18 protein-coding genes, 1 tRNA gene and 2 pseudogenes are annotated in these 24172 nt (G+C 56.1%); 3 read left to right on the top strand and 18 right to left on the bottom strand.

All coding sequences use genetic code 11. From position 1 onward, the window contains the following. Positions 1-222 precede the first annotated feature (222 nt). Positions 223-1413, bottom strand: coding sequence for a succinyl-diaminopimelate desuccinylase (gene dapE / locus OZX72_RS01595; RefSeq protein ID WP_277158713.1), 1191 nt, complete (start codon positions 1411-1413; stop codon positions 223-225). Between the two features lie 120 nt (positions 1414-1533). On the opposite strand from dapE, the gene OZX72_RS01590 reads away from it, so the two are divergent. Then, complete coding sequence (locus OZX72_RS01590) at positions 1534-2475, top strand: AEC family transporter (protein ID WP_277158712.1); 942 nt, start codon at positions 1534-1536, stop codon at positions 2473-2475. Positions 2476-2495: 20 nt separating this feature from the next. Here OZX72_RS01590 and OZX72_RS01585 read toward each other — a convergent pair whose 3' ends face one another. The 11 genes and pseudogenes from OZX72_RS01585 to OZX72_RS01540 all read right to left on the bottom strand — a co-directional run bounded on the left by OZX72_RS01585 (position 2496) and on the right by OZX72_RS01540 (position 14538). After that, the gene (locus tag OZX72_RS01585; RefSeq protein WP_277158711.1) at positions 2496-4118 is read right to left on the bottom strand and encodes a Maf family protein; all 1623 of its coding nucleotides are present in this window, start codon (positions 4116-4118) and stop codon (positions 2496-2498) included. Positions 4119-4284: 166 nt separating this feature from the next. Next, positions 4285-4614: a type II toxin-antitoxin system PemK/MazF family toxin gene (locus OZX72_RS01580; protein WP_277158710.1), complete on the bottom strand. Its 330-nt coding sequence runs from the start codon at positions 4612-4614 to the stop codon at positions 4285-4287. Further along, positions 4601-4879 (bottom strand): type II toxin-antitoxin system RelB/DinJ family antitoxin, encoded by a 279-nt coding sequence (locus tag OZX72_RS01575; protein WP_277158709.1) that lies wholly within the window; start codon positions 4877-4879, stop codon positions 4601-4603. The genes OZX72_RS01580 and OZX72_RS01575 overlap by 14 nt, the downstream gene beginning before the upstream one ends. A 121-nt stretch (positions 4880-5000) precedes the next feature. Then, a pseudogene (locus OZX72_RS01570) lies at positions 5001-5918 on the bottom strand (homoserine kinase); the annotation flags it as partial. 153 nt (positions 5919-6071) lie between these two features. Then, positions 6072-6194: pseudogene (locus OZX72_RS09470) on the bottom strand (homoserine kinase); the annotation flags it as partial. 88 nt (positions 6195-6282) lie between these two features. Beyond that, positions 6283-7686 (bottom strand): homoserine dehydrogenase, encoded by a 1404-nt coding sequence (locus OZX72_RS01565; protein WP_277158708.1) that lies wholly within the window; start codon positions 7684-7686, stop codon positions 6283-6285. Positions 7687-7783: 97 nt separating this feature from the next. Beyond that, positions 7784-9400 carry a diaminopimelate decarboxylase gene (locus OZX72_RS01560; protein ID WP_277159325.1) on the bottom strand — a complete coding sequence of 539 codons (1617 nt, stop codon included), beginning with the start codon at positions 9398-9400 and terminating at the stop codon, positions 7784-7786. A 168-nt stretch (positions 9401-9568) separates the two neighbouring features. Further along, positions 9569-9979: a GNAT family N-acetyltransferase gene (locus tag OZX72_RS01555; RefSeq protein ID WP_277158707.1), complete on the bottom strand. Its 411-nt coding sequence runs from the start codon at positions 9977-9979 to the stop codon at positions 9569-9571. Between the two features lie 111 nt (positions 9980-10090). Then, complete coding sequence (gene argS, locus OZX72_RS01550) at positions 10091-12001, bottom strand: arginine--tRNA ligase (RefSeq protein ID WP_277158706.1); 1911 nt, start codon at positions 11999-12001, stop codon at positions 10091-10093. Positions 12002-12305: 304 nt separating this feature from the next. After that, complete coding sequence (locus OZX72_RS01545; RefSeq protein ID WP_277158705.1) at positions 12306-14393, bottom strand: hypothetical protein; 2088 nt, start codon at positions 14391-14393, stop codon at positions 12306-12308. Positions 14394-14464: 71 nt separating this feature from the next. Next, positions 14465-14538 (bottom strand) — tRNA-Arg (locus OZX72_RS01540). Positions 14539-14818: 280 nt separating this feature from the next. On the opposite strand from OZX72_RS01540, the gene OZX72_RS01535 reads away from it, so the two are divergent. Next, a complete protein-coding gene (locus tag OZX72_RS01535) occupies positions 14819-15445 on the top strand; it encodes a hypothetical protein (protein ID WP_277158704.1) in 627 nt (208 codons plus the stop codon). 361 nt (positions 15446-15806) lie between these two features. Here the strand turns inward: OZX72_RS01535 and OZX72_RS01530 are convergent, their stop codons facing one another. The 3 genes from OZX72_RS01530 to OZX72_RS01520 all read right to left on the bottom strand — a co-directional run bounded on the left by OZX72_RS01530 (position 15807) and on the right by OZX72_RS01520 (position 20064). Further along, the gene (locus OZX72_RS01530) at positions 15807-16781 is read right to left on the bottom strand and encodes a tetratricopeptide repeat protein (protein ID WP_277158703.1); all 975 of its coding nucleotides are present in this window, start codon (positions 16779-16781) and stop codon (positions 15807-15809) included. Positions 16782-17005: 224 nt separating this feature from the next. Continuing rightward, entirely contained in the window at positions 17006-18022 is a 1017-nt protein-coding gene (locus OZX72_RS01525) for a hypothetical protein (protein ID WP_277158702.1), read from the bottom strand. After that, on the bottom strand, positions 18019-20064 hold the full coding sequence (locus tag OZX72_RS01520; RefSeq protein ID WP_277158701.1) for a hypothetical protein: 2046 nt from the start codon (positions 20062-20064) through the stop codon (positions 18019-18021). The genes OZX72_RS01525 and OZX72_RS01520 overlap by 4 nt, the downstream gene beginning before the upstream one ends. Before the next feature lie 225 nt (positions 20065-20289). Here OZX72_RS01520 and OZX72_RS01515 point away from each other — a divergent pair, with 225 nt between their 5' ends. Then, a complete protein-coding gene (locus tag OZX72_RS01515) occupies positions 20290-21258 on the top strand; it encodes an FKBP-type peptidyl-prolyl cis-trans isomerase (RefSeq protein WP_277158700.1) in 969 nt (322 codons plus the stop codon). Between the two features lie 113 nt (positions 21259-21371). Here OZX72_RS01515 and nucS read toward each other — a convergent pair whose 3' ends face one another. The 3 genes from nucS to atpD all read right to left on the bottom strand — a co-directional run bounded on the left by nucS (position 21372) and on the right by atpD (position 24165). Beyond that, on the bottom strand, positions 21372-22181 hold the full coding sequence (nucS, locus tag OZX72_RS01510) for an endonuclease NucS (protein ID WP_277158699.1): 810 nt from the start codon (positions 22179-22181) through the stop codon (positions 21372-21374). A 197-nt stretch (positions 22182-22378) separates the two neighbouring features. Then, a complete protein-coding gene (locus OZX72_RS01505; RefSeq protein ID WP_277158698.1) occupies positions 22379-22672 on the bottom strand; it encodes a F0F1 ATP synthase subunit epsilon in 294 nt (97 codons plus the stop codon). Next, positions 22672-24165 carry a F0F1 ATP synthase subunit beta gene (gene atpD / locus OZX72_RS01500; protein WP_277158697.1) on the bottom strand — a complete coding sequence of 498 codons (1494 nt, stop codon included), beginning with the start codon at positions 24163-24165 and terminating at the stop codon, positions 22672-22674. Before atpD ends, OZX72_RS01505 begins: the two co-directional genes overlap by 1 nt. Between the last annotated feature and the right edge of the window lie 7 nt (positions 24166-24172).

Raw genomic sequence — 24172 nt, 5'->3', positions numbered from 1 at the left:
CGCGGCCACGCAACACTCGCGCTCGTAGCCGGCAATCTAAAAGTCATACGTTCGTCACGGCGGACACCGGCACCCGCGGATAAGCACGCGAGGGGATCAACGCCATCGGAATTCGGCAACTTGCAGAATCACCAAATTTTATTATACGTCTATCACGAGTCAATAAGGAGCCAACTCCGTAAATTAACCGCCAATCCTCCACGTTAATAATCGATTGACTCGCTAACGCAACCATTCCTCAAGGATATCGGCGAGCAGTGTGAGCTGGCTTTCCGGTATCTGTTCGTCAGCCTTATGCGCCAACAGCGGGGAACCCGCGCCAAGATTGACCGCAGGGACTCCAATGGACGAGAAGCGGGCGACGTCGGTCCAGCCGAGCTTGGCCTGGGGTTTCAACCCGGTTTTGTCCTCGACCAACTTCGCCAAAGAACGCGCAAGAGGAGCATCCATGCCAGGGCGAGCTGAAGGCGATTCGTCCTTCATCTCGATATCGAAACCCTCGAACATACCGCCGGTGGCCTTGTGCTCACCGTTGCCCATTTCAGCACCGGCGTCGGCCCCCATCATCAACGCTTTGGCGGCGGTCAGATCCTTATCCGGAGCAAAACGATAGTTGACGTGGATGCGGCATTCATCAGGGATGACGTTGGTGCCCTTGCCCCCGGAAATCAGGGTGGCGTTGACGCCTTCGCGATAAGTCAGACCGTCCACCTCAATATCTTGTGGAACGTAGGCAGCAAGCCGGTCGAGGACTTCGGACGCCTTGTGAATGGCGTTTTCGCCCATCCATGCCCGGGCGGAATGGGCGGCGACGCCATGGGTGACCACGTCGAAACGCATGGTGCCGTTGCAGCCGCCTTCAATGCCGCAATCGGTCGGCTCGCCGATGATGGCGAAATCGCCCTGTATCCAATCGGGATGCGCCTTTGCCACTTTGCCGAGACCGTTCTTTTCCGCCACGACTTCCTCATGATCGTAAAAAACATACGTAAGGTCGTATTTCGGTTCCGTCAGCGTCGCCGCAAGATAGAGCATCACGGCATCGCTGGCCTTCATATCAGTGGCACCGCGACCGAACATCACGCGTTCGTTGGGATCCGCCTTCGCCGCCACATCATTTCGGATACGCTCGTCTCCGGGCTCGAGCCAGACTGGTGGGAAATTGTCGATGACCGGAACCGTGTCAAGATGGCCGGCAAGCACAACCCGCTGCTCACGCCCGAGCGAAGTCGAGGCGACTACCGTGTCGCCCATGCGATGCACCGTCAGATGCGGCTGTTCTCGCAAAAACGCCTCCACATCGTCGGTGAGCATCGTCTCGTCGTCGGAAACGGAATACGACTTCATCAATGTTTCAAATAGTGCGTCAAGCGCGGCCTTGCGCGTGGTTCCCTGCTGTATCGTCAAACTCATGGTTTCATCGTAGCGTGGGCGATACACGTTGTGAGATAAGTCTTCACAAATCATGGATAATGAGGCACTATATTAAGGTAAGCGTGGTTTTTATATTGGCCGCGGCCAAGGGAGAGATTTATGGGTTTGCTGAGCGCGATGCAAGGATTTGTGGTCATCGCCATCATCATCGGCACCGGCTACGTGGCAGCACGTTTCAACATCGGCGGGCCGACCGCTCAGATGGTCCTGAACCGATACGCGTTCTTCGTCACCAACCCGTTTTTGATGTTTGCCATCCTCTCCAAAGAGCCAATCCTGGAGATTTTTCACCCTTCGATCATTGTCGCGTTCTTCTCCGCGCTGGCCGTTGGCGTGCTTTTCCTGATTCTCAATAAGTTCTTCTACCATATGGGGCCCGCGGATGCGACGGTGGGAGCGCTTAATTCGCTGTATCTGAATTCCAACAATATCGGCCTGCCTATCGCCACCTATATTCTCGGAAATCCTGCGCTGGTTGCGCCGATTCTGGTGATGCAGCAAGCAATTTTCACGCCTATCGCGCTGACGGTTCTTGACTATACGACCACCGGTAAGATGTCACTGAAAAAAGCGTTGATGCAACCGTTGCACCAGCCGCTTCTCATTGGCTCGCTTGGCGGGATTCTCGTATCAGCCATAACCGCCTGGATTGGTTTCTATCCGATTCCGAAGTTCATTTATGACCCGGTCAATATGATCGGGCAGGCGGCGGTGCCGATGATTCTGATGGCGTTTGGCATGTCACTGCACGGCACGCGGCCGATGCAGAACAAGAGCTCGCGTTCCGCTGTCATCGGGGTGACGATTCTGAAGAACATCGTCATGCCGTTCATCGCCTTTTTGATCGCTTTCTTCATCATGGGCTTCCGCGGAAAGGTACTCTACGCCTGTGTCGTGCTCGCGGCGTTGCCCGCCGGCCAGAATGTCTACAATTACGCGGCCCGCTACAACGTCGGCATGACCTTCGCCCGCGACGGCGTGCTGATTTCCACGGTTTCCAGCCCGATTGTGATTGCCATTATCGCGGCGCTGTTGAGCTGAAACCGTTAGGAAACGAACTATTACCGATTGCGATAATCGTCGGCCAGAATGTTGAGGCGTTCGACGAAATGCGGCCAGTCGGCGTTCATCGCGGTCAGGAGCTTGCGCTTGGGGACCTCGCTGATCGGAATCCAAGCGATTTCCATACTTTCGTCGTCGTTGGGATGCGGATTGACCTCATGGCCCGGCTTCTCGAAGGCGAAAACCGTGGTATAGGCCCAAGGTCCGTGCTCCTCGCGATGGGTACCGACAACCTCGATATCCTCCGGGGTGATATTGGCTTCCTCATAGCTTTCGCGCAACGCGCCCTCGATCGGGCTCTCACCGTCTGCCAGCGCACCGCCGGGAATGCCCCAAGTGCCACCTTCCGCACTCCACATCGCGCGATGCTGCATGACGACATCGGTCACTTCACCGGTTTCCTTGCTGCGACGGGCGAGCAGGACACCGGCGGCACCGTTCAATCCCCAATGGCGACGGCCACAGGCACACTGCACCCAACCATCACCGGGTTGGTGGACGTTGTCTTTCGGCGGGACGATTGACACGGCTTGTGCCCTAGCCTCAGCTGCTTTGGCGGCAGCAACGACGGCTTTCGCCTTCATACTGGACTTGCTTTTGACAGTATCTACTTGAGATACGCCCATATCCGACAATGCTTTTTCATGAACTCCAATATTTCCAGCATTGACCGATACCGAATCGAAACTATCATTCGTTTCAGCGTTGTTCGCAGTTCGCGACTCGGCCTGCATTTGTAGTTTTGCTGCGGCAACTTTGCCCAGACCGGCGTTCCACAAATCCGTCCACGCAACGCCCATCTTTTCGACCATGCGGCGCAACAGCGGCAAACTCAAGCCGAGTACACCGCTAGGGTCGCCGTCGACGCCGTCGATGAAGGCTCCACCGAGACCTTCCAACGTGAAGCAACCGGCCACTTCCAGCGGCTCACCGGATGCGATATAGGCCTCGATGTCACGATCGGAATAATCACCGAAACGCACCGCGGCATGGCTCGAAGCAAGTTCTTGCCGACCTGTTGCGAAATCAATCAGGCAATGGCCGGTCCACAGCTCCCCCGACTTGCCACGCATCGCGCTCAGACGCTCACGAGCGACTTCCGGAGTATGCGGCTTGCCCAGCGCGACACCGTCGAAAAGGAACATGGAATCGCAGCCGATGATCAGCGGGCCGACTTTGGTATCGGCAAATCCCGGGTGCTCGGCCAAAGCCTCATTCATCGGCTCGGCTTCGACCGGCACGGAGACGCCGGAAAAATCACGAGTCAGTGTCGTCATGTCGCCGTTTGCGGGTTTTGCTGTATTCGGCTTGACCTTGGCTCCATCGTTCTGATCCTCGGCCTCAAGCGGATAGGCGGTCACCTGCTCACCGCTGGCGTCGCGAGCGGCTTGCGCAACGTGTCGATATGCCTGATAGACACTCTGCGCCTTGGCCTGCGCAAGAATCATCACGCGCTGCTCGCAGCTCAAATCTTCAACCACAACCCCACGCGACTTAGCCTCGGCGGCAACAGCGGCCGGCTCATCGACGTGCGAGACGTGGATGGTCGGGCTGATGCCGGCGGCATTGAGCACGTTGCGACGCGAAGGCGACTGCGAAGCGAGAATCAGCGGAATCGACATAACACTCCAAACATTTCGCCGGCAGTAACCGGCATAGAACGTAACTACTGCTACCCTACCCAAATTTTGCGCCGGATGTCAGGGCCAATCATATAAAACAAGAAATTAAAATAATGAATGAGCACAGATGAGCTTGGCAAAAGCCCAACGAATCATGTCACTATATTTAACGCAAAGCCAAGCCCAAAACCTTAGCCAAAGCAATATCTATATCTTTCATGTCCTGGCTGCCGACGACACCTATCTTTTTACCCAGCAATTCGCGATTGACCATGACGATTTTATCGGTCATGGCATAGCTCACCTTGTTGAGACCAGTGCGAGATGACGGATCAATACGCACTCGAGTCGGCATTTCGTCAGAATCGTACGATGTCAGCAGACATGTCACAACCGACTGAAAACCAGTTTCCTTGTCACTTTGCACAATCACTACCGGCCGAGGTTTACTGGCACATCCGTCGGCCCTCACCGTCCAGATTTCACCGCGTTTCATCCATCATCCTTCCCGCCATACGAGAGGCGAAATCCGTGGCCTCGGACTCGGAAACAAAAGGTTCGGCTTCGGCGATATCCCGTTCCAACGGCGTCAGACTTGCGCGGAAGGGAAGGCCACCGTCGCGCACAGATTGCGCCAGAAACATGTTGATTGCCGTTCCCATGTCGAGCCCAAGCTTGTCAAACAACTCAGTGGCCTGATCCTTAAGGCTTTTCCTTGTCCTGATCTGAATGCGAGAGATATCCTGTGCAGCTTGTGCCATTTTGACTCCTTATAACAAATTTATATAAACTATAGACCTAATTATAGTCATATATGAGTCACTTTGGCTCTTAAAAATCAAAACGTTGATTTCCTAATGGAATTTTTCAATCTCTGAGCTTTTATCCCTCAGACTCGAGCTCAACCTGAACACCTTGCGCACTGACGGGGAGATGGAGGACGCGCCAGTGACCGCTGTTGAGCTGGGCGGCGGCGACTTCGTCAATTTGCGCGGAGGCATCGCCGTAGTGAAGGACCAAAACGCACGGGCCGGCTCCCGAGACTGCAGCCGCGAAACCCTTGGCACGCAACGTTTCGATCAATTTCCAAGAAGGTTGCATCAGTCCTTTTCGATAAGGCTGGTGAAGTCTGTCTTGCGTGGCGGCGAAAAGCAGGGCGTTCGCTCTTGATGCAGGATTATTTTGGTTGGCGGCTTCCGCAGGCTCAGCTTTTTCGGATTGAGTTTCACCGACACTTGCCGGATTCATCGCGGCGGGGAGCAGCGCGACGCGCGAGATGTTGAATACCGCATCCTTATATGGCAGCTTCTGGGGCAGGGCCTCACGCGCCTTTTGCGTGGAAAGTTCGAAATCGGGAACAAAGACCGCAGCTGTCATGGCGCGGGAAACCGGATAGTTGACGGTATGAAAACCGGCACGTAATGGCTCGCCGCCGGGAATCCCTACGGAACCGACGCCTTCCGCGGTCTCGAAATTCCACGAAACCGTAAGGCCGCCGTAAACCGCGGGGGCAACATTGTCGGGATGGCCTTCCATCGAGGCAGCCATTTGGAAAATCGTCTCGCGGTTAAAATCGGCGTCGCCTTGGGCGAAAGCGGCTGCAGCGGCGATACCGGCGACGATGGCCTCGGCCGACGAACCCATGCCGCGAGCTTGCGGAATATTGTTTTGAGCCTCCAGAGTGAAGCCGAAACGACGTAGACCGAACGCCTCGCACGCGCGGCGGAATGCCGAAACCACAAGGTGCGTTTCGTCGCGGGGCAAGGTGTCCTCGCCCTCGCCGTGAATAATCACTTTGGCGGTGGTGTCTGAAAAAATGCCGGCGTTGCGGCGGCTATCCTGTCTGCTTGGATTACTTTGGTTGCCGCGACTACCGTGATTGCTCTGGTTACCCTGGTCGTCCTGGTCACCCCGATTACTCTGGTTATTTTGATAATCAACCAGCTCATTTTCATTGAGGGTAAATTTAAGCTCGTCGTGATAATCCAGCGCCAGACCGACGGTGTCGAAACCGGAACCGAGATTCGCACTCGTGGCGGGCACGCGCACCTTGACCTGCCGAACTTTCGGTGTCATCTCTGCCATAACCGTCTCCTCGCCTCGCGCCTACCTGTTATTGCCAAACGATAGCAACAGAATAACGCAGACTTTACGCAACCGAACCTTACATCTCACGCAAAATCGAAGGCTCTCCGATGACGAAATCGAATTTGCAGACATCATCGACCGTCTCACGCAATGTGTTTTCGTTGCACAGGTGGGTCACCACGCGCAAGGTCTGCAGCTCACCGGAATAGCCGGGGTCGTGCGGAGTGGGCTTCAAATCCTGGTTGATGCCGTTGATGGAGACGTTGTGGTCGGCAAAAGTCTTGGAAATCGCGGCGAGGATGCCGGGGCGATCGCAGACGCGGAAACGCACGGCAAACGCGGCGCGAGACACACTCAGCGGGGCCTTGGGCAGCTTCTGATACATCGAGATCTGCGGGCCGGTGCCGCCTTGCACGATATGGCGAGCGACGGTTACGACGTCGCCCATCACGGCCGAAGCGGTGGGAGCACCACCTGCGCCACGGCCATAGAACATCAGGTCGCCAGCAGCTTGGGCGTGTACGAAAGCCGCATTGTAGCTGCTATGGACGCTGGCAAGCGGATGATCATCGGGAATCAGCGCCGGGTAGACGCGCGCGGAAACACCGTCCTCTCCATTGACCACGACGGCAAGCAGCTTGATCACCTTGTGCTCGGCCTGCGCCAGCGCAATGTCGTCAGCAGTAATACTTGCAATACCTTCCATAGTGATATCGTCGATACTTACCGGGGTGTGGAACGCAAGCGAGGCAACGATGGCGGCCTTGTTCGCAGCGTCCTCGCCTTCGACGTCACCGGTCGGATCGGCTTCGGCATAACCTTTGGACTGCGCGTCCTTCAAAGCGACGTCAAAATCGAGGCCCTTGGTGGTCATTTCGTCAAGAATATAATTGGTGGTGCCATTGAGGATGCCGATAACGCTGGTGACTTTGTCGCCGACCAACGACTCACGCAACGGGCGAATCAGCGGAATCGCACCACCCACGGCCGCTTCGAAGTAGATATCGACGCCGTCTTCCTCAGCCGCGCGATAGATTTCCGGACCATATTTCGCCAGCAACGCCTTGTTGGCGGTGACCACGGAAGCGCCGCTGTCGAGCGCCTTCAAAACGAGGCTTCGCGCGGGCTCAAGGCCACCCATCAATTCGACCAGAATATCGCTGTGCGTGGCGACGTATTTGGTATCGGTGGTGAGCAGGGACTTGTCAATCCAAGGGAACGTGACCTTTTCGGGGTCACGGCAGGCGATACCGGAAATCTCAAGCGGCTGACCGATACGCTGCTGGAGTTCCTCTTTCTGCTCGGTCAAGATTCTGGCGACTTCAGAACCGACGGTGCCGACACCCAGCAGGCCCACGCGAATCGGAGTCGCGCTGTTGTGAATGCCTTTGCGCACAACGCCGGCCTCGACTTCACTACCGTCGTCTTCTGCTTGCCGCTGCACCGAACCACTTGCACCCACAACTCTCGCCTGACCCATACCGCTCTCCCGTTTCAACCGCTTTTATTGCATCCCAATTATGTAGACTCACCAATCCTAGGTAATGAATCCGACACCTGACGCAAGACGAATATTTTCAGCTCACGTCGAGGGAAAGGAGGTCATCGATGGTTTGGCGGCGCAGCATGAGATGGGCGTCTTTGTCGCTGACGGCGACCACGGCGGGGATGAGCGCCTGGTTGTAGTTGCTGGCCATCGTGCGGCCGTAGGCGCCGGTGACCGGGACGGCGAGAATGTCGCCACGCTTGAGGTCGCGGGGAAGGCGGCACTCATGGACGAGGATGTCGCCGGATTCGCAGTGCATGCCGACCACCCGGGCAAGCATGGAATCCTTGAGATTGCCGTTTTCGTCTTTCGCCCCGCCGCAATCGCGGTTGGCGAGCAGGGCCGTGTAATCCGCGTCGTAGAGCGCCGGACGGATGTTGTCGCTCATGCCGCCGTCGACCGAAACGTAGGTGCGTTCGTCAATCGGATTGCCGGCTTCATCTTTCGTGCCTTCCGGCAGCGCGACGCGCTTGATGGTGCCGACGCGGTAGAGCGTGACGCCTGCGGGGGCGACGATCCAGCGGCCAGGCTCGAAGGAAATGACTGGAGCCGGCATGCCGAGAGCCTTGTTGATCGAGGTGACGGCTTGTGCGAGACGGCCGAGTTCCGCGTCGATGTCCATGGAATCCTCGGCATCGGTGTAGGCCACGGAATAGCCGCCGCCCAAGTCGACCTCCGGCATCGTGTAGGCATCGGTGGCGTAGAAGGTCTTGCGCAGGAGCATCATGCGGCGCGCGGCCTCGATGAAGGCGTTCGCGTCGTGGATCTGCGAGCCGATATGCGAATGGATGCCAACCAGTTCGAGGTCTTCCTGACGCTTGTAAATGTCTTTGAGCACGGCGAGCGCCGGCCCGTCCGCCACGGCGTTCATGGCTTCGGCAAGTTCGCGGTCTTCGTCGGAGACCTTGACATGGCTGGTATCGTAGGGATATTTGACGGAATAATCGAGCTTGGGCTTGTACGGAGTATTCGCCGATGCTGAGGCCGACGAAGCGGAATCACCGGCAGTTCCAGCGCTCGACTTGTTTTTCTCATTGCCGAGCTTGGCAAGAATATCAAGGATTTCCGCTCCGACACCGGCCGGTAGCAGTGGCACACCGAATTTCTGGTCCTCGTGCGCGGTGGAAATATATTCGTGACCACCGGCGTGGATGCCGGAGGTGACGCGCAGCATCACGCGTGCTCGCTTGCCCAGGCGATGCGCGATGGCGGCGATACGGGCGGGTTCGTCCGGCGAATCGACGACAATCTTTGAGAAGCCCTCTTTGATGGCCAGCTCAATCTCCTCGTCAGATTTGTTGTTGCCGTGCAGCACGAGTCTGCGACCCGGAGCACCGGCCGCGAGCGCAATCTTGATCTCCCCCATCGAACAGGTGTCGACGTGCATGCCGGCCTGCGTGACGATGCGCACGACTTCCTTCGAAAGGAATGCCTTGCCCGCAAAACTGACGTGGGTGGTGTTGGTATTAAAGGCTTTTGCGGCGGCAGCGACGAATTTTTGCGCACGGGCGCGCACTTCGTCGGTATCAATCAGGTAAAGCGGCGAACCGAACTCGTCCAGCAACGAGGCTGCGCTGTGCCCGTGGAACGTCAGTTCGCCATCATTGTTGAACGCCGTCGCTTCCGGCCAAATCGGAGTGATGCCCATAATCCGCCTCTTTTTTTCGTCTGTCACAGTATTTTTAAGCTGTACATAACGATAGCGAGATGCAATGAAAATGCCGGAATTATCTCAATTTGAGGATTCGTTTATGGTGGTCACACAAAAACCGGCACGCAGAAAACGCTAAATAGTACAGGTTCGGCAAACAGGCATTCAGCCATTGCAAATCTGCATGGCGACGCCATCCGGCATGATTTTGAAGCCATGCTTTTGATAGAACGTCGCGTTTTTGCTTTCCTCCGGCATGACCTCGATGTAGAAGTAATCGGCGTAACGCTGCTTGACCATCTCGACCATGTGGCCGGCGATGCCCTGCCCCTGATATTCGGGATCAACCAATACGTAATGCATATAGGCCATCATCGAGGTGTCATCGAGCACACGAACCAAACCGACAAGCCTGTCGCCGTCCCACGCCGAAAAGACCGTGGAGGAACCTATCAGAGCCTTGTATAAACGTTCCGGATATTTCCCGGAAACCCAGTCGACGGAAAGGAAGAGACGCTCGACCTGACCCTGCGTGAAACTTTTTTCGTCTGTGAATTTGATGCCTTCGTTGGCCATCGTTCTCTCCTTTGTTTTGTTCTCCGCACATTCACGATATCCGACACCTACAAAAATCGGTCGCGTTATTCCACAATGGAAAACGTGACCGATTTGCTATATATTTGAGCGTCACATCTTGTCGGGTGCGGTGACACCGAGCATCGCAAGGCCGGAGGCGATGACGCGCTGGACGGCGTCGTTCAACTGCAGACGGGCTGCAGCACGGGCCGGTTCAGGATTCTTGGCGATACGTGCGGCCTCGAGTTTCGCAGCATCCTTTTCACGGGCTTCAAGGTCCGTAAGGTCCATCGGCACCACACGCTCAAGGTTGTACCACTTGTGGTACGTACCGGCGAGTGTTTCAAGATAGTGCGCGATCTTGTGCGGGGCGCGCAGGTCGCCGGCATCCGAAACCACGGACGGCCACTGGGCCAACGCACCGAGCACTTCGCCGTCGGCGGGGGTGTCGAGCAGCGACAGATCGACGAGATTCGCGTCAATCTTGGCGGCTTCGGCATTGCGATCGACATTGCAGCTGCGAGCATGCGCGTACTGCACGTAATACACAGGGTTCTCGTTGGTGTGCGAGGCAAGCACGTCGAGGTCGATGTCGACGCTGGTGTTGTAGTCCGTGCGGGCGAGCGAGTAACGCGCGGCATCCACGCCAACGGCCTCCACCAGATCGTCGATGGTAACGACGTTGCCAGCGCGCTTGGACATGCGCACGGCCTTGCCGTCCTTCATCACGTTGACCATCTGGCCGATAAGAATCTGCATGTTCTCGCCGGGCTTGTCGCCGAATGCGGCGCACATCGCCATCATGCGGCCGATGTAGCCATGGTGGTCAGCACCGAGCATGTAAATCGCAATGTCGGCCGGCGCGGAAGGTTTGCCCGCGCGGTGACGCTTGTTATAGTAGTAGGCGATGTCGGCGGCAAAGTAGGCATACTCGCCGTTGGACTTGATGATGACGCGGTCCTTGTCGTCGCCGTGCTTGGTGGAGGCGAACCAAGTGGCCCCGTCCTTCTCGTAGATGTCACCCTGCTCGCGCAGCTTGGCGATGGCTTCCTTCACGGCACCGTCCTGATACAAACTGTTCTCGTGGAACCACACGTCGAAATTGACGCGGAAATCCTTCATGGACTGCTGGATTTCGGCGAACATCATCGGCACCGCGCGCTTGCGGAACTCCTCGCGCTGCTCAGAATCCCCCTCGCCCAAGTCGTTGCCGTCCTTGTCTTTGCCGCCATCAACGCGCGGCAGGTTCAGCACATCAATATCGTCGACCTTGGCTTCAGCGATCACGCGGTCGGCAATTTCGTTGATATAGGTCCCTTTGTAACCGTCAGACGGAGTTTCCTCACCGTGAGCCGCGGCGACGAGCGACTTGGCAAAGCGGTTAATCTGCTCACCGTGATCGTTGAAGTAGTATTCACGCACCACCTTGGCGCCGTTGGCTTCGAGCACGCGGGCCATGGAATCACCGGTCGCAGCCCAACGTACGCCGCCGATGTGAATCGGGCCGGTCGGATTAGCTGAGACGAATTCGAGGTTGAGCGTCTTGCCACCCAAGTGGTCGTTCAGACCGAACTTGGTGGAATGGACGGTCTTCGCTTCAGTCTCAGTTCCAGCAGCTTCAGTATCGCTGTCCTTGCCCTTCCAAACCTCGACACCTTTATCGACCGGCTCCATCTCAATGCCCTGCTCAAGAATTTGCGAAACCACAGCCGCCGCCGAAGCGGAATCAAGCGTGATGTTAATGAATCCGGGCCCGGCCACCTCAACGGAAGCGATTCCATCCGCGTCCCGCAGCTTCGCCGCAAACGCCTCGGCCAGATTGCGCGGCTTCATCCCGGCCTTCTTCGCCAGCTGCATCGCCACATTCGACGACCAGTCGCCATGCGCACGGTCTTTCGGCCGCATAACCGCCAGCTTTTCAACCGCCGGAATCAGATCAACGGTCAGTTCACCGGCATCTCCCGCCGAAACCAACTCATGTGCAATATCAGAAATAAGTTCACTTAACGCTTCAGGATTCATGTTCCACAGTCTAGCGTGCCGAGTGAACCAACAGAACTTCAACCAAATGGCAGGTGCCAATCCAAGGAATAGAGATTTCGTTGGGAGCCGTTTACTAGGAAATCCTAATATCTTTCATCCCAAAATCTAAAAAGATAACACGAAAAGTTTCACTTATACTTACAACTTTCCATGAAAATCAGAAAAGTTTAAAGTGTGCTGAAAACTTTTGGCGGCAGAACGGATAGTTTAAAGTACAGTTAAAACTTTTCGATAATTGACAGACGGTTGAAAGTATATTGAAAACTTTTCTGCTCGGCGAGCTTTAGGACTTTGCTTGTTTGTCTGACTTCTTGACCATCGAAGAGACGGAGCCAATCGCCATAGGCGCCATAGCTAAGCCAAAAACCGCACAAAGGGCGAATTGGTTGTGCTGAACCAGTAAAAGAACCAAGAAGAGCAGTGAAACAACCATCAACGTAGTTGCCGAAATCCGCAAGAAACGATAGCCGCCCTCACTGAGCCGTTGCACCAATGCAATCAGCGAAATACCGGAAACGACGAACAGCAAGGCCTGAATCGCCAAACAAACCGCAGCAATCGCCCCTGCTCTTTCATCGCGCACATCGATGGCGAATATCAGCGCGAAACCAACTAGGAACAGCGCCGTACCGAAGCAGAGCAAAGCAAACTCGAAAACCACCATGCGCGAGGGCCGGTATTTCGTGCCTCCCGCATTCTGTCCGCAAAGCCCTTCCGAGTTTTCGTCTGTATAGAAAATATCGCTCCAGTCACCATGAGCGAGTGCACCATTGTCGCCGCCAATCGCCGCAACCTTCTTGCCAAGCCTGAAAGTCGGGACATAGAGCGTTGGCAGGCCGTCGTAAGCCGAACGCCTCGACTGCCCGGAAATGAACATTGCCGTGGATTGTTCGGCATCGTATGAATAGGACATGTCCAGTTCTCTGGCCAAGGAAACAGAACGCTGCAACGACCAAGCCATATCCGCCATTCTCTGCAAGGCCTGTGGATAGGTCTTGCAAGGCTGGGTCGGGTAGTAACCGCTTTTGATATTGGATATGGAATCGCAATACACTACATACCAAAGCCCGTCGCTTTTGCCCACGCACACGCGCCCAGGCAGTATTTTGCCGCAGCTGAAATATTCGGACGAGATAACATCCGCCACCCGTTCGGGCACCTTCCATTCCTCGCCACGATAAGTCTCAGCAAGGTTTGATATCGCAGCAGGTCTTGAAGCCCGGGGATCTTCCATCAGCAGCACCATATAAAAGACGGCGCTCGTCGGATTTAGAAAATTAGCAAGTTCTCCCGTTGAGTTGTCGGACTCAGGTCGCAAACGAGCAATGCGATACCTGCCACCCTCGTATAGCAGACGATATGAATCCCGACGTTTGGTGGCAGTTGCGCTTTCAACAGACGGGTTGGTTGGGCCGGTTGGACTGGTTGATCCAACGGAATCAGCCGAACCAGCCGAGGAATCAACTCCCTCGGGAAGACAATCAATAAACTGGTCACCTAGCAAGACGCGATACCCTCTGACTTTCGCTGCACTTTGCAAGGTGGCCAACCAATCTCGTTTGGCATTGAGTTTGGAAAGGATATGGGACTGGCCGGACTCGACGGAGACTCTGGCATTTGGGGAATTTGCGATTTGAGCGAGTTGCGGCGAATCGGCCTTATCCGGCAATTCTGGCGAGTTGGATTCGCTCGCGTCGCCGTTCTTTCGATCCAGCGCTGCAACACCGCCAATAGAAACCGAACCAACTGAAACGCCGTTCCTAGACTTCAAAGCATTTGCGTTATCAATCTGCCGCCCGTTTCCGTGTTCCATAGCGATAACGCTATTAGCCTGATGCTCGTTTCCGTGTTCCCACTGTGTCCCCGCACTCGCGCGATAGTATCCGTTGTGGAGCTTGAAGGACAGGACCACGGCCAGCAATGTAAACACTGCGGGAAGGACGCCAAGCGTTATGCTGAAATTCTCGTTGTCAACGATCCGTAGGTTCTGAGTATGGGACCTGTCGAAAATCGTTGCCGCTAACACTAGGAGCAAACCGAGCAAGATAGCTGGCACGCCGAACGTCTTTACAAGCGCGCTGATTGGTAAGGTAGCCCTGAAAATAGCCATAAATATGGCATAACACAGCAGAAAAACCGACATCACACCAAGAAGAACGAGCATGACTCTAGACAAAATATTCAGCGGACTGACAACAGCAAAAACGAGCGTCATGACGGCGCAAAACAGCCCAAAAACACCGCTCGCCAGTACCAGCAATCGCCGAATCAGTTGAAGTGGCCTTGCAAGAATATCAGCATTTTGAAAATAACGCTTTATTGCGGCTATCCGATTTCCCGACCGCACATCTTTGACACTGCCTGATTTCATTGCTGAAGCCCATCCTGGTATTTTAAAAGACTAAAAATCATTATACAACAGCGTACACTTTGCTGACTTTGTGGGCCCAACGGGATTCGAACCCGCGACCTTTCGCTCCGGAGGCGAACGCTCTATCCAGCTGAGCTACGGACCCAAACAACGGTTTAAAGCATAGCACCTCAGCCGACCAACGGCGTGGCCTCGACGGCATCGCTGATTGGTTTGCCAAGCATGTCACACGCTTTAACGACCTGCTTGCAAGACAGCCAAACAATTGTGTATCAACACCAATGCCGCATGACTTTGCGCCGCCGTACGAATACATATGCACACGAAACACTCGGGAATATTCATTTCCACAAATTTCTGCCGTTCCGAATCGCATATATGCACAAACAAGTGCACAATGCCGCCATCTCGTCTAGACTTGGAATATGTCTCCTGAAATGAACGACTTCGAATTCGACCGGCGGTTCTTCTGCCGGACCATGCCCGCAGAACTCGATGACGGCAGCGCGCCAACGCTTATCGTGCAGAGTTACTACGTTCATTCCGACAACTATGCGCTGCGCGTGCGACTCATCAGCCGGAAAGTCCGCATCGGGATGAACGCCGACACCGATGCGATGGCGGTGCTCGACCAATATCGGGACAGCTTCACCGAGGCATCCGTCGCCATCAAAGGCCCGTCCGTGGGCGGCACACGCTACGAGGCCGAGCGCGAAATCGACGCCAATATCGCAGCCGAGCTCATCAAGCGCGGCGGCCAGGTCATCATCAAGAACCGTTTCGCGGCATGGATCGGTGAGGACGGCTGGGACATCGATGTGTTCGGCGGATCGAACGCGCCGCTCGTGGTAGCTGAAGCCAAGCGTTCGAGGCCGGTGACAAACCTTATTATTCCTGACTTCTGCATCACCGAAATCACCGATCAGGCACGGTTTTCCAACGACGGGCTCGCTGGAAAACCGTTTGCGACCTGGAGCGAGGACTTCGACCACGAGCTGGCCGAACAGGGCCCACACTTCGAGCAGATCTACGGTCGTAATCGACACGAATAGACGACTGCTGGTGCATCATTCTGGCGTGACCGCGAAAAAGTGCATCCTAGCTGAGCCAAAGTGCACTTTTCCTACGCTCGCGCCACAAATGTGCATCCTAGTGAACCTTACTTGCACTCTTCTGATGGCAGCGTCACAAACATGCACTTTAGAGCAAATGCACCTCTGCGACAGTGGCGTCAGATAAGTGCGTTTTACCCAAGCCAGAACGCACTTTTCAGACAGTAGCGTCGGAAAAGTGCACCTTCACAGCAACAGCATCGGGAACATGCATACCACGGAAAGCAAAATGCACTTTTCTGACAGCAATGCCAGAAAAGTGCACTCTTACGGTATGGAAACTATAAGCAAACGGTGAATCTCAGTACATCAGCGTCGAGAGGCGGCGACGAGCGGCCTTGAGGCGCGGGTCGTCGGGCTCTGGGATGACGAAGTACTCGAGCAGACGCTTACGAACCGGCTCCAAGTCGGCCTTGTGGCCGGCGGCAAGGTAATCAAGCAAGCGCGAGAATGCATCCTCGATCTGGCCACCGATCATATCGATATCGGCGACGGCGAGCTGCGCGTCCACGTCGTCGGGATGCTCGGCCGCAGCCGCGCGGACCTCACGCACATCCGCACTGCCTGAACGGGCCAGCAGCAAAGCCTTGGAACGCTCCCGGGCAGCCAAGGTGTCGTTCGGATTCGCTTCGAGTACCTGAGCATAGGCCTCGGCGGCACCGGCGTAGTCGCCGTCGGCCGCAAGCTGATGGGCCTGCTGATGTTCGGGCGGCACCTGCTCGGCCGCGTCGGCTCCGCCCTCGCCGGCAGCAGCGTCGGCATCGGGATCGCCGGAATACGGTGCAGTGCCGGTGACGCCGGCTTGCTGGGCCAGCTGCACAATCTGCGGCAGCAAAGTATCGGTGATCTGCGTCAATTCCTCGTCGCTTGGCAGGCCCTCGAGAATCGGCATCGGCCGTCCGCCGATAAGCGCAAACAACGCCGGAGCGCCCTTAATCTGGAAAGCCTGGGCGATTTCGGGTTCCGCATTGATGTCGACGCGAGCAAGCTGCAGCTGCCCCTTCATCGCGTTGATAGCATCACCAAGCTTCTTGGCCATGGCAAACAGACGATCGTCAGTGGGAATCCACAACAGCAACACCACCGGATACGTGGCGGAGGTCTGCAGAACCGCCTGGAACGTAGCCTCGGTGACGTCGATGACGTAGCCGCCCGCGCTCGGTGCGCCGCCGGCCTGGCCCGGCTCAGCCTGTACCTGATGCTTGATGGAACTTAAATCGACTGCACCCGCCAATGAAATGCCCGGATTCGACTGAGGATTATTCGCTGCTGCCAAAAGTGCCTTCTTTCTCATTCAAGTCTCTGCGCTATTGCAGCACAAGACTCACTATCTGCCGAAACGTATATAACAATGTCTAATCTACCTGTCGCCCGCCACCGCAGAACACCGCTTTACCTGACGGCGGACCTCAAACAAGAGTCAAGAAAACCTACAACATCTCGACAATCCGTAGACAGCCTAAAGAACCTACAGCGACTTGATCTTAATTGGCGTACAGTTTAGACCGCTTCGACCTTGATGGGCTGGCGCTCGGCACCTACCGCGACCACCTTTTTGCCGGACTTGGCAGGTGGAACGTAGAAGGCCAGAACGTTGACATACGTCACTTTCATGGTGGCCGTAGCCTTACCCTGCCCGAACAGCGCACGTTCGGCGTCGCTGGCCGGCTGCGATTCGCGCCCTTCGCCGGCACTGCGCGTCCATTCCGAATTAATCTGTGCGACCACCAAATCGCCGCCCTCGGTGGAGCGCATCACCGAAATCCGGCCTTTGGCCGGTGTGAAGGTCTGCGTCTGCGTGCCGTGGTTGCGTTCCATACCCTGTTGGACGGTGGCGGAGAGCTTGGCGAGATCGTCGCGGAAATAATCGTTGCTGAATTTCGAAGCGAACTTGCTCTGCGTACCGTGCGTCAACACATCCGCGTAGTCGTCCACGGTCTGCTGCGGAGAAATCGGCAGCCCTGAATCGTCAGGAGAGCCCATACTGGCCCCGATCGACGGGATGGCGAACTCCGGCAGCTTTGCGCCTTGGAAAAGCCTGACGACACCCCACAGCTTGTAATTGCTGCGCGGACTGGCCTGGGTCATCACCAGAAGTCGCTTGGACTGCTGGTCCTGCGTGGTGGTGGTGATGGAGAACACGGAACGCGGCCAACCGGACTGGGTTGGAATGATGGTCTGCGCGATGTCTTTGGGGATGATGGCCTTGGGATCCATTGCACCGGTGGCCTGCGCAATCGCCAGTTCGCTGGTACGCACCTCGAGCGCCGGACCGGTGACCCGCGCGGAAAGACCGTCCGGGGTCTTGGCCTTGTCCGAAGTGTTAAGCGCGGCGAGAATATCCTTGCGAATTGTCTTTTCCTGCGCTTCGGTAATGTCGGGTGTCTGGGTGGATGATTCGGTTCCCTGCGGTTGCGGGGTCTGCTCGCCGCATGCAGCGACACCGACAAGAGTGGCCACAGCAAGCGCCGCAGCAGTCACTGTTTTCAACAGTTTTTTCGAATTTTTCGAGCTCATGCGTTTTTCCCGTCCCCTTGTGCATCCGACGTTCCGCTGGCTGTTCCTAAGCCGGGTTTGGCACTCTCGGCCTCGTCATCCGCCGTACCGTCGCCTGACGTTTCAGTAGAGAGACGAGCAAAATACTCACGAAGCGCGTCCTCCGAAATCACATCGGTTTCGGCCTGCTCGTGGGATTTGTCAATCAGTTCATCGGCACTTGAAGCCGTGCGGGCCTCACCATTTTGCGCGCCGGTATGGTGGGTATCACCAGACTCCGCACCGCCTTCCGAGTGGTCGAGTGAGACGGCCACGTTGGCATTGCTGTAATCGGCAGCTTCTTCATGCTCATTGGCATTGCTGTGGCTGTCGTAAGCGGCATTGTTGCCTTGATTATCGGTATTACCGAGACTATCGGTATTGCTGTGATTGCCGAAATCACCGGTATAGCTGAAACTGTCGGCAATGTCGTGATCACTGAGACTGCCCACACCGCCGTGCCTGGCAGCATGCCGCGAATGCCGGCCGAACGAAGTCGCCGATGTCGCGGCATCCGATACGGATTCCTGCTCCGGCTTGCCACGATGACGTGCGAAACGGCTTATGCCGTGATTGGTTTCATCCGTATTTGCAGTTTCAACATTTCCGGTTCCATGCCCAGAAGTTTCATCCATCGCAAACGCGGTTTGGCCAGAACCTTCCGGCTCGGCGTTTTGTGACTGGGCAGCGTCGGTTTCACCGGTTCCAGTTCCCCCGGTCTCATTTTTGCCGCTTTGGCTTTTGTCAAGGTCGCCGCCAATTTGCGTATGGGAGCCAAACGCATCATCGGAAAATACAGAAGCAGTATCCCTCTGAGATGCATCATCAGAAGCGGCATCAACGCCATCCTGCTGCGACGTTTCAGAGAATGTGCCGCTTTCAGGCTCGTCACTTTGGGCAACGCCTGTTTCGTTCCCCACGTTTTCGTTCGTATTATCCGTATTATTTTGCATCTGCATATCGGCCACAAGATTGCGCCTAGTCGGGTCAATGATGCTGGGAGCGGAACCATCCACGTTCGAAAGCACGCCTTCTGTGCCTGAACCGGACAGCAAAGAGCCGTCACTTGAAGAAGCATCCGTACCGTCTTCAGCTAAGCCCATCGCCGAGTCCGAAGCTGAACCCGCCAAATCGGAGGGCTGAATCTTATGCGACGGCCGATGGTTATGACTCGAGTGCGTCAGGCTCGTCTTGAGCACGGCGATGCTCCCCGTCATGGCTTCGGAAATGGAGACCTCTTCGGCCTTCGCCTTCTCGCGCAGCTTACGGCGCTTTTCGCGCTTGCGCCTGAACGATTCGTTGGCCATAATTGCGAAGAACGAGGCGCTCAATATCGTAAAGGCCACGCACACGCCGGCCGCGATGAAGAACGGCAGCGCGTGGTTGGGAACCTTATCGCGCACCCAATGCATGGTGATGTTCACGCTCGGTTGCGTCGACTTTTTGCTCGGCGCCCCCGTATCGATAATTACCACCTGATCGCTTTTCACATCATTGAGATTGAAGGCAATCGCGGAACCACCGCACTTTACGCTCGTCCACATGTCCGAGTTCTTGAACGCGACCTCATCGCTTCCTGATGTCGCGGTGATCTTTGGTCCGTTCGCAAGTTTGGTGGAAAGCTTCTTCCAGTTTTCCAGCCCGGTCACTCTGGTGTAATTTTGGCCTGCCAGCCAGCCAGTAGCGTCTTTGGCGTTGCCTAAAGCCACGCAGGTCTGTGTTGCGTCTTTATCAGATTTGGATGAGGCTTTTGTTGAGTTGCCTTGCGTAATTACTTTGATATTGACGGATTTGCCAAGCAGGTTCAGCATCCCGGAATCGGTGACAATATAACGTGTACCGGAAACCGAAGTGGTGGCGCTCACCTCGCGGGCCGGCTTCCAGACGGTCAGATTCAGCACGCCCAAAACGATGAACAGCACTGCGAGCAGCCCGAAAATCGGCGCGACGACGCCACGCATGATAGTCGCGTGTTTGGTCGGCTTTGCGTTGTGTTTATGCTGTCTATCGTGTGTTGAAGTCATATTGTCTTATATTCTACAGGGCCTATCCGATAGAAAGCTGGGAAAAACGTTGCCTGCCGCGCCCCGATTGGAATAATCCGTGTACACGAATCGTTATCAATCCTTGAAAATCCGGCGATAAGGCTTTCACCGATTCTTTTGTTCACAGATGAAAGCAACCGACATAATCCTTACAAAGCGATAGCACACAAGGTAAATCAGGGTTCAGGGCTAATGTTGTGAACCATGAGCAACAATCACTCGCGAAAATTCGACCGCATTCTCGCAGCGACCTGCGCCATCGCTCTGTCTTTCGGCATGGCCGCCTGCGGATCCGGCAACGACAATAACAACAAAGCCACCGATACCTCGAATGGCACACAAATGGCCGGAGTCAAGGCCACCGGAGAGCTCGGCAAAAAGCCGAAAATCACCTTCCATACCCCGATGAGCGTGGTCAACAATTCCTACGCCGTGCTGCAAAAAGGTAACGGAGCCGCGCTTCAAAAAGATAATCATATCTGCGTTCAGGGCGTCGCACTTAATGCCAAGGACGGCAGCGAGATGATGAGCACTTGGGAGAAGAACACGCCTGACTGCTCGATGGTGATGAACGAGGAAGGCACGGGCAAGACCTATTACAACGTGCTGAAGAACCAGAAAATCAACTCGACCGTGGCCTTCGGCGTCAACGACCACAACAAAGCCAGCACCTCTTACATCATGGCGATCACCATCGTTTCCCAGTCCAAACCGATGACCCGCGCCGAGGGCGACAAGGTTACCGACGTTCCCGCGAACCTGCCCAAGGTGACGCTCAACGAAAAGGGTGCGCCGTCCATTGATTTCAACGGCTACAAGCCCGGCAATGACCTCGTCGTCCAGCCGCTGATCAAAGGCAAGGGCCAGAAAGTGGCCGAGACCGATACCATCGATGCGCATTACACCGGCTGGGTGATGGACAAGGACGGCAAGCCCTCGAAGTTCGATTCCTCTTGGGATCGCGGCAAAGCCGCGCAGTTCTCGTTGCAGCAGGTCGTCAAAGGTTGGACCAAGGGCCTGGCCGGGCAGACTGTCGGTTCACAGGTATTGCTCGTCATTCCGCCGGACCTAGGCTACGGCAATCAGGCACAGTCCAAGATTCCCGCCAATTCGACGCTCTACTTCGTGGTCGACATCCTCTACGATTACGGCCAAATGCAGACCCAGCAGTAAGTCGGCTGATGAATCCAATAGATACATAACGGCAACAAAATTCCCGGACATTCCGCATTGTGTGGTGTCCGGGAATTTTTTATATCTACTTTACGTCTCTGTTTTAGTTTGTTTCAGAACAAACGCAAGCTGTCGTCGTCGGTACCCTTCATATCCTCGTAGTCGAGAATAAGGCAATCGAAGCCGCGCTCCGTGGCCAGGACTTTGGCCTGCGGGGTGATGGTCTGGGCAGCGAACATGCCACGGACCGGGGCGAGCAACGGGTCTTTGTTAAGCAGTTTTACGTAGCGGGTAAGCTGTTCGACGCCGTCAATCCCGCCGTGGCGCTTGATTTCGATGGCGACATGCTGGCCGTTGCCGTCAATGGCCATGATATCGACCGGGCCGACGGGTGTCGGGTATTCGCGGCGTACCAGCTTCGCACCTTTGCCGATGCGCTCGATCTGCTGGGCAAGATAATACTGGAGATGGTCTTCGACGCCGTCCTTGACCAGTCCCGGATCTTCCCCCAAATCGTAGGTTTCATCGGAATAGACGTGCTGCACCGTCACCTCAAGCACGTCGGTCGATTTCTGCGCGGCCACACGGAACACCTTTTCGGGCACCTGTTCGCTACTCTCGTCGATATCCGTGTCCACGGAACTTTGTGCAACGATGTCCCCATCCGTGTTCGCTGTCGCTTCAGTTTCTTCTTCATGATGTTCCGATACGGCCTCATCGTCGCGTTGTGGGTCACGTTCCGGCGTAACTTCCCTGATGGTGCAGGGCGCGGCCATCCAGTTGAGCGGCTTGTAAGAACCGAGTTCGGAGAAAATCAGCAGGCTCTGGTCGGCCTTGATCATGAGCACTCGCTTGGCCATAGGCAACGAGGCGTTGAGCCTCCCAGAATAGACGGCAGAGCAATCAGCAACAATAATTCGCACGTTGGCTACCTTACCCGAGCCTCTGGGCGAAACCCCAAAATCCGACTCATAATAATATATGACAACAATCAGTAACCGTCTGAACGAGCCAATCACTAGACAGCAAATATATATAGAAAAGACGGAGACACCGAATGTATCAGTGTCTCCGTCTTATTGACGAAAGTCGCCAACGGACTTGGCAGGGCTATTACTCGTTACTCGCCGGTTGCCGTCGGATCCTTCTTGGTGTCCACGCCGGTTTCGACGGCGACGGTCAGCGAGTTGGAATCGAAGGACGCGAACCCGTCGGTCACTTCGAAGCTGTGACGATTGCCGTCAACGTCAATGGCTGAAACCGTGCCTTTGTCGATCACCGTGAGAATCGGCTCATGGTCAGGCAGAAGGCCCATGCCACCCTCGCTCGCGGGGATGGAAACGGACTTCGCGACGCCTGTCCAAAGAGGACGGTCGGAAGCGACGATATTCACCTTCATCGTGGAGCCGGCCATCACGCATATTCCTTCTGCATGTCGTGCCACTTGTGCTCAAGGTCATCGATACCACCGATGCCGTTGAACGCCTGCTCAGGCAGTTCGTCGTATTGGCCATCGCAAATGCGCTTGAAGGCCTCGACGGTTTCGTCGGCAGGCACATACGAACCTTCCAAGCCGGTGAATTTCTTCGCGACATAGAAGTTCTGGCCCAGGAACTGCTGAATCTTGCGGGCGCGGTTGACGGTAGTCTTGTCTTCCTCACCGAGCTCGTCGATACCAATCAGGGCAATGATGTCCTGAAGCTCCTTGTTGCGCTGCAGAATCGCCTTGACGCGGTTCGCAGTGTCGTAGTGCTCCTGACCCACGTAACGCGGATCAAGGATTCGCGAAGTGGACGAGAGCGGGTCGACGGCCGGGTAGATGCCCTGGGAGGCGATGTCACGAGAAAGCTCAGTGGTCGCATCCAAGTGGGCGAAGGTCGTGGCCGGGGCCGGGTCGGTGTAATCGTCGGCGGGCACGTAGATGGCCTGCAGCGAGGTAATCGAGTGACCACGGGTCGAGGTGATGCGCTCCTGCAGGGAGCCCATCTCATCGGCCAGGTTCGGCTGGTAGCCCACTGCGGACGGCATACGGCCGAGCAGCGTGGAGACCTCGGAACCCGCCTGCGTGAAGCGGAAGATGTTGTCGATGAAGAGCAACACATCCTGGTTCTCGACGTCGCGGAAGTACTCAGCCATCGTCAGCGCCGTGAGCGGCACGCGAAGACGCGTCCCCGGGGGCTCATCCATCTGGCCGAAGACCAGTGCGGTCTTCTCCAAAACGCCTGCATCGCCCATCTCACCAATCAGATCGTTGCCCTCGCGGGTACGCTCGCCGACGCCGGCGAATACGGAGACGCCGCCGTGGTTCTGTGCCACGCGCTGAATCATCTCCTGAATCAGCACGGTCTTGCCGACGCCTGCACCGCCGAAGAGGCCGATCTTGCCGCCCTCGACGTACGGGGTCAGCAAATCGATGACCTTGATGCCCGTCTCGAACATCTTGGTGCGGCTTTCGAGCTGGTCGAAGGCCGGCGGGTTGCGGTGGATGGACCAACGCTGCTTGATTTCGATATGCTCATCGGGCTTCTTGTTCAGAATGTTGCCCGTGACATCGAACACATGTCCCTTGGTCACGTCGCCGACCGGCACCTCAATGGGGCCGCCCGTATCGGTGACCGTCGCGCCGCGCACGAGGCCATCGGTAGGCTTCAATGCGACCGCGCGCACCGTGGAATCGCCGATCTGCTGCTCGACCTCAAGGGTAATCTCCTTGACGGTCTCGCCTTCGGTGTTGCCCACGTTGCTGATCTTGACTTTCAGGGCATTGTAGATGTCGGGCAGGTGCCCCGCCGGGAATTCGGCATCAATCACCGAACCCTGGACGCGTGTAATGCGTCCAGCGTTCAGATCTTTCGGCTGGTCGGCGGAGGTCGCGCTGGACTGAGCCGTTGACTCGTTTTCTGCCATGTGCGTT

This window comes from Bifidobacterium sp. ESL0769 (assembly GCF_029395495.1).
Taxonomy (GTDB): domain Bacteria; phylum Actinomycetota; class Actinomycetes; order Actinomycetales; family Bifidobacteriaceae; genus Bifidobacterium.
Note: the sequence above shows the minus strand (reverse complement) of the source record. Positions and strands in the feature narration are given on the sequence as shown.

Bases quoted from the DNA above. Each gene is read 5' to 3' on its own strand.
- dapE (WP_277158713.1), bottom strand. From the start codon at position 1,413: ATGAGTTTGACGATACAGCAGGGAACCACGCGCAAGGCCGCGCTTGAC.
- OZX72_RS01590 (WP_277158712.1), top strand. From the start codon at position 1,534: ATGGGTTTGCTGAGCGCGATGCAAGGATTTGTGGTCATCGCCATCATC.
- OZX72_RS01585 (WP_277158711.1), bottom strand. From the start codon at position 4,118: ATGTCGATTCCGCTGATTCTCGCTTCGCAGTCGCCTTCGCGTCGCAAC.
- OZX72_RS01580 (WP_277158710.1), bottom strand. From the start codon at position 4,614: ATGAAACGCGGTGAAATCTGGACGGTGAGGGCCGACGGATGTGCCAGT.
- OZX72_RS01575 (WP_277158709.1), bottom strand. From the start codon at position 4,879: ATGGCACAAGCTGCACAGGATATCTCTCGCATTCAGATCAGGACAAGG.
- OZX72_RS01565 (WP_277158708.1), bottom strand. From the start codon at position 7,686: ATGGGTCAGGCGAGAGTTGTGGGTGCAAGTGGTTCGGTGCAGCGGCAA.
- OZX72_RS01560 (WP_277159325.1), bottom strand. From the start codon at position 9,400: ATGGGCATCACTCCGATTTGGCCGGAAGCGACGGCGTTCAACAATGAT.
- OZX72_RS01555 (WP_277158707.1), bottom strand. From the start codon at position 9,979: ATGGCCAACGAAGGCATCAAATTCACAGACGAAAAAAGTTTCACGCAG.
- argS (WP_277158706.1), bottom strand. From the start codon at position 12,001: ATGAATCCTGAAGCGTTAAGTGAACTTATTTCTGATATTGCACATGAG.
- OZX72_RS01545 (WP_277158705.1), bottom strand. From the start codon at position 14,393: ATGAAATCAGGCAGTGTCAAAGATGTGCGGTCGGGAAATCGGATAGCC.
- OZX72_RS01535 (WP_277158704.1), top strand. From the start codon at position 14,819: ATGTCTCCTGAAATGAACGACTTCGAATTCGACCGGCGGTTCTTCTGC.
- OZX72_RS01525 (WP_277158702.1), bottom strand. From the start codon at position 18,022: ATGAGCTCGAAAAATTCGAAAAAACTGTTGAAAACAGTGACTGCTGCG.
- OZX72_RS01520 (WP_277158701.1), bottom strand. From the start codon at position 20,064: ATGACTTCAACACACGATAGACAGCATAAACACAACGCAAAGCCGACC.
- OZX72_RS01515 (WP_277158700.1), top strand. From the start codon at position 20,290: ATGAGCAACAATCACTCGCGAAAATTCGACCGCATTCTCGCAGCGACC.
- OZX72_RS01505 (WP_277158698.1), bottom strand. From the start codon at position 22,672: ATGGCCGGCTCCACGATGAAGGTGAATATCGTCGCTTCCGACCGTCCT.
- atpD (WP_277158697.1), bottom strand. From the start codon at position 24,165: ATGGCAGAAAACGAGTCAACGGCTCAGTCCAGCGCGACCTCCGCCGAC.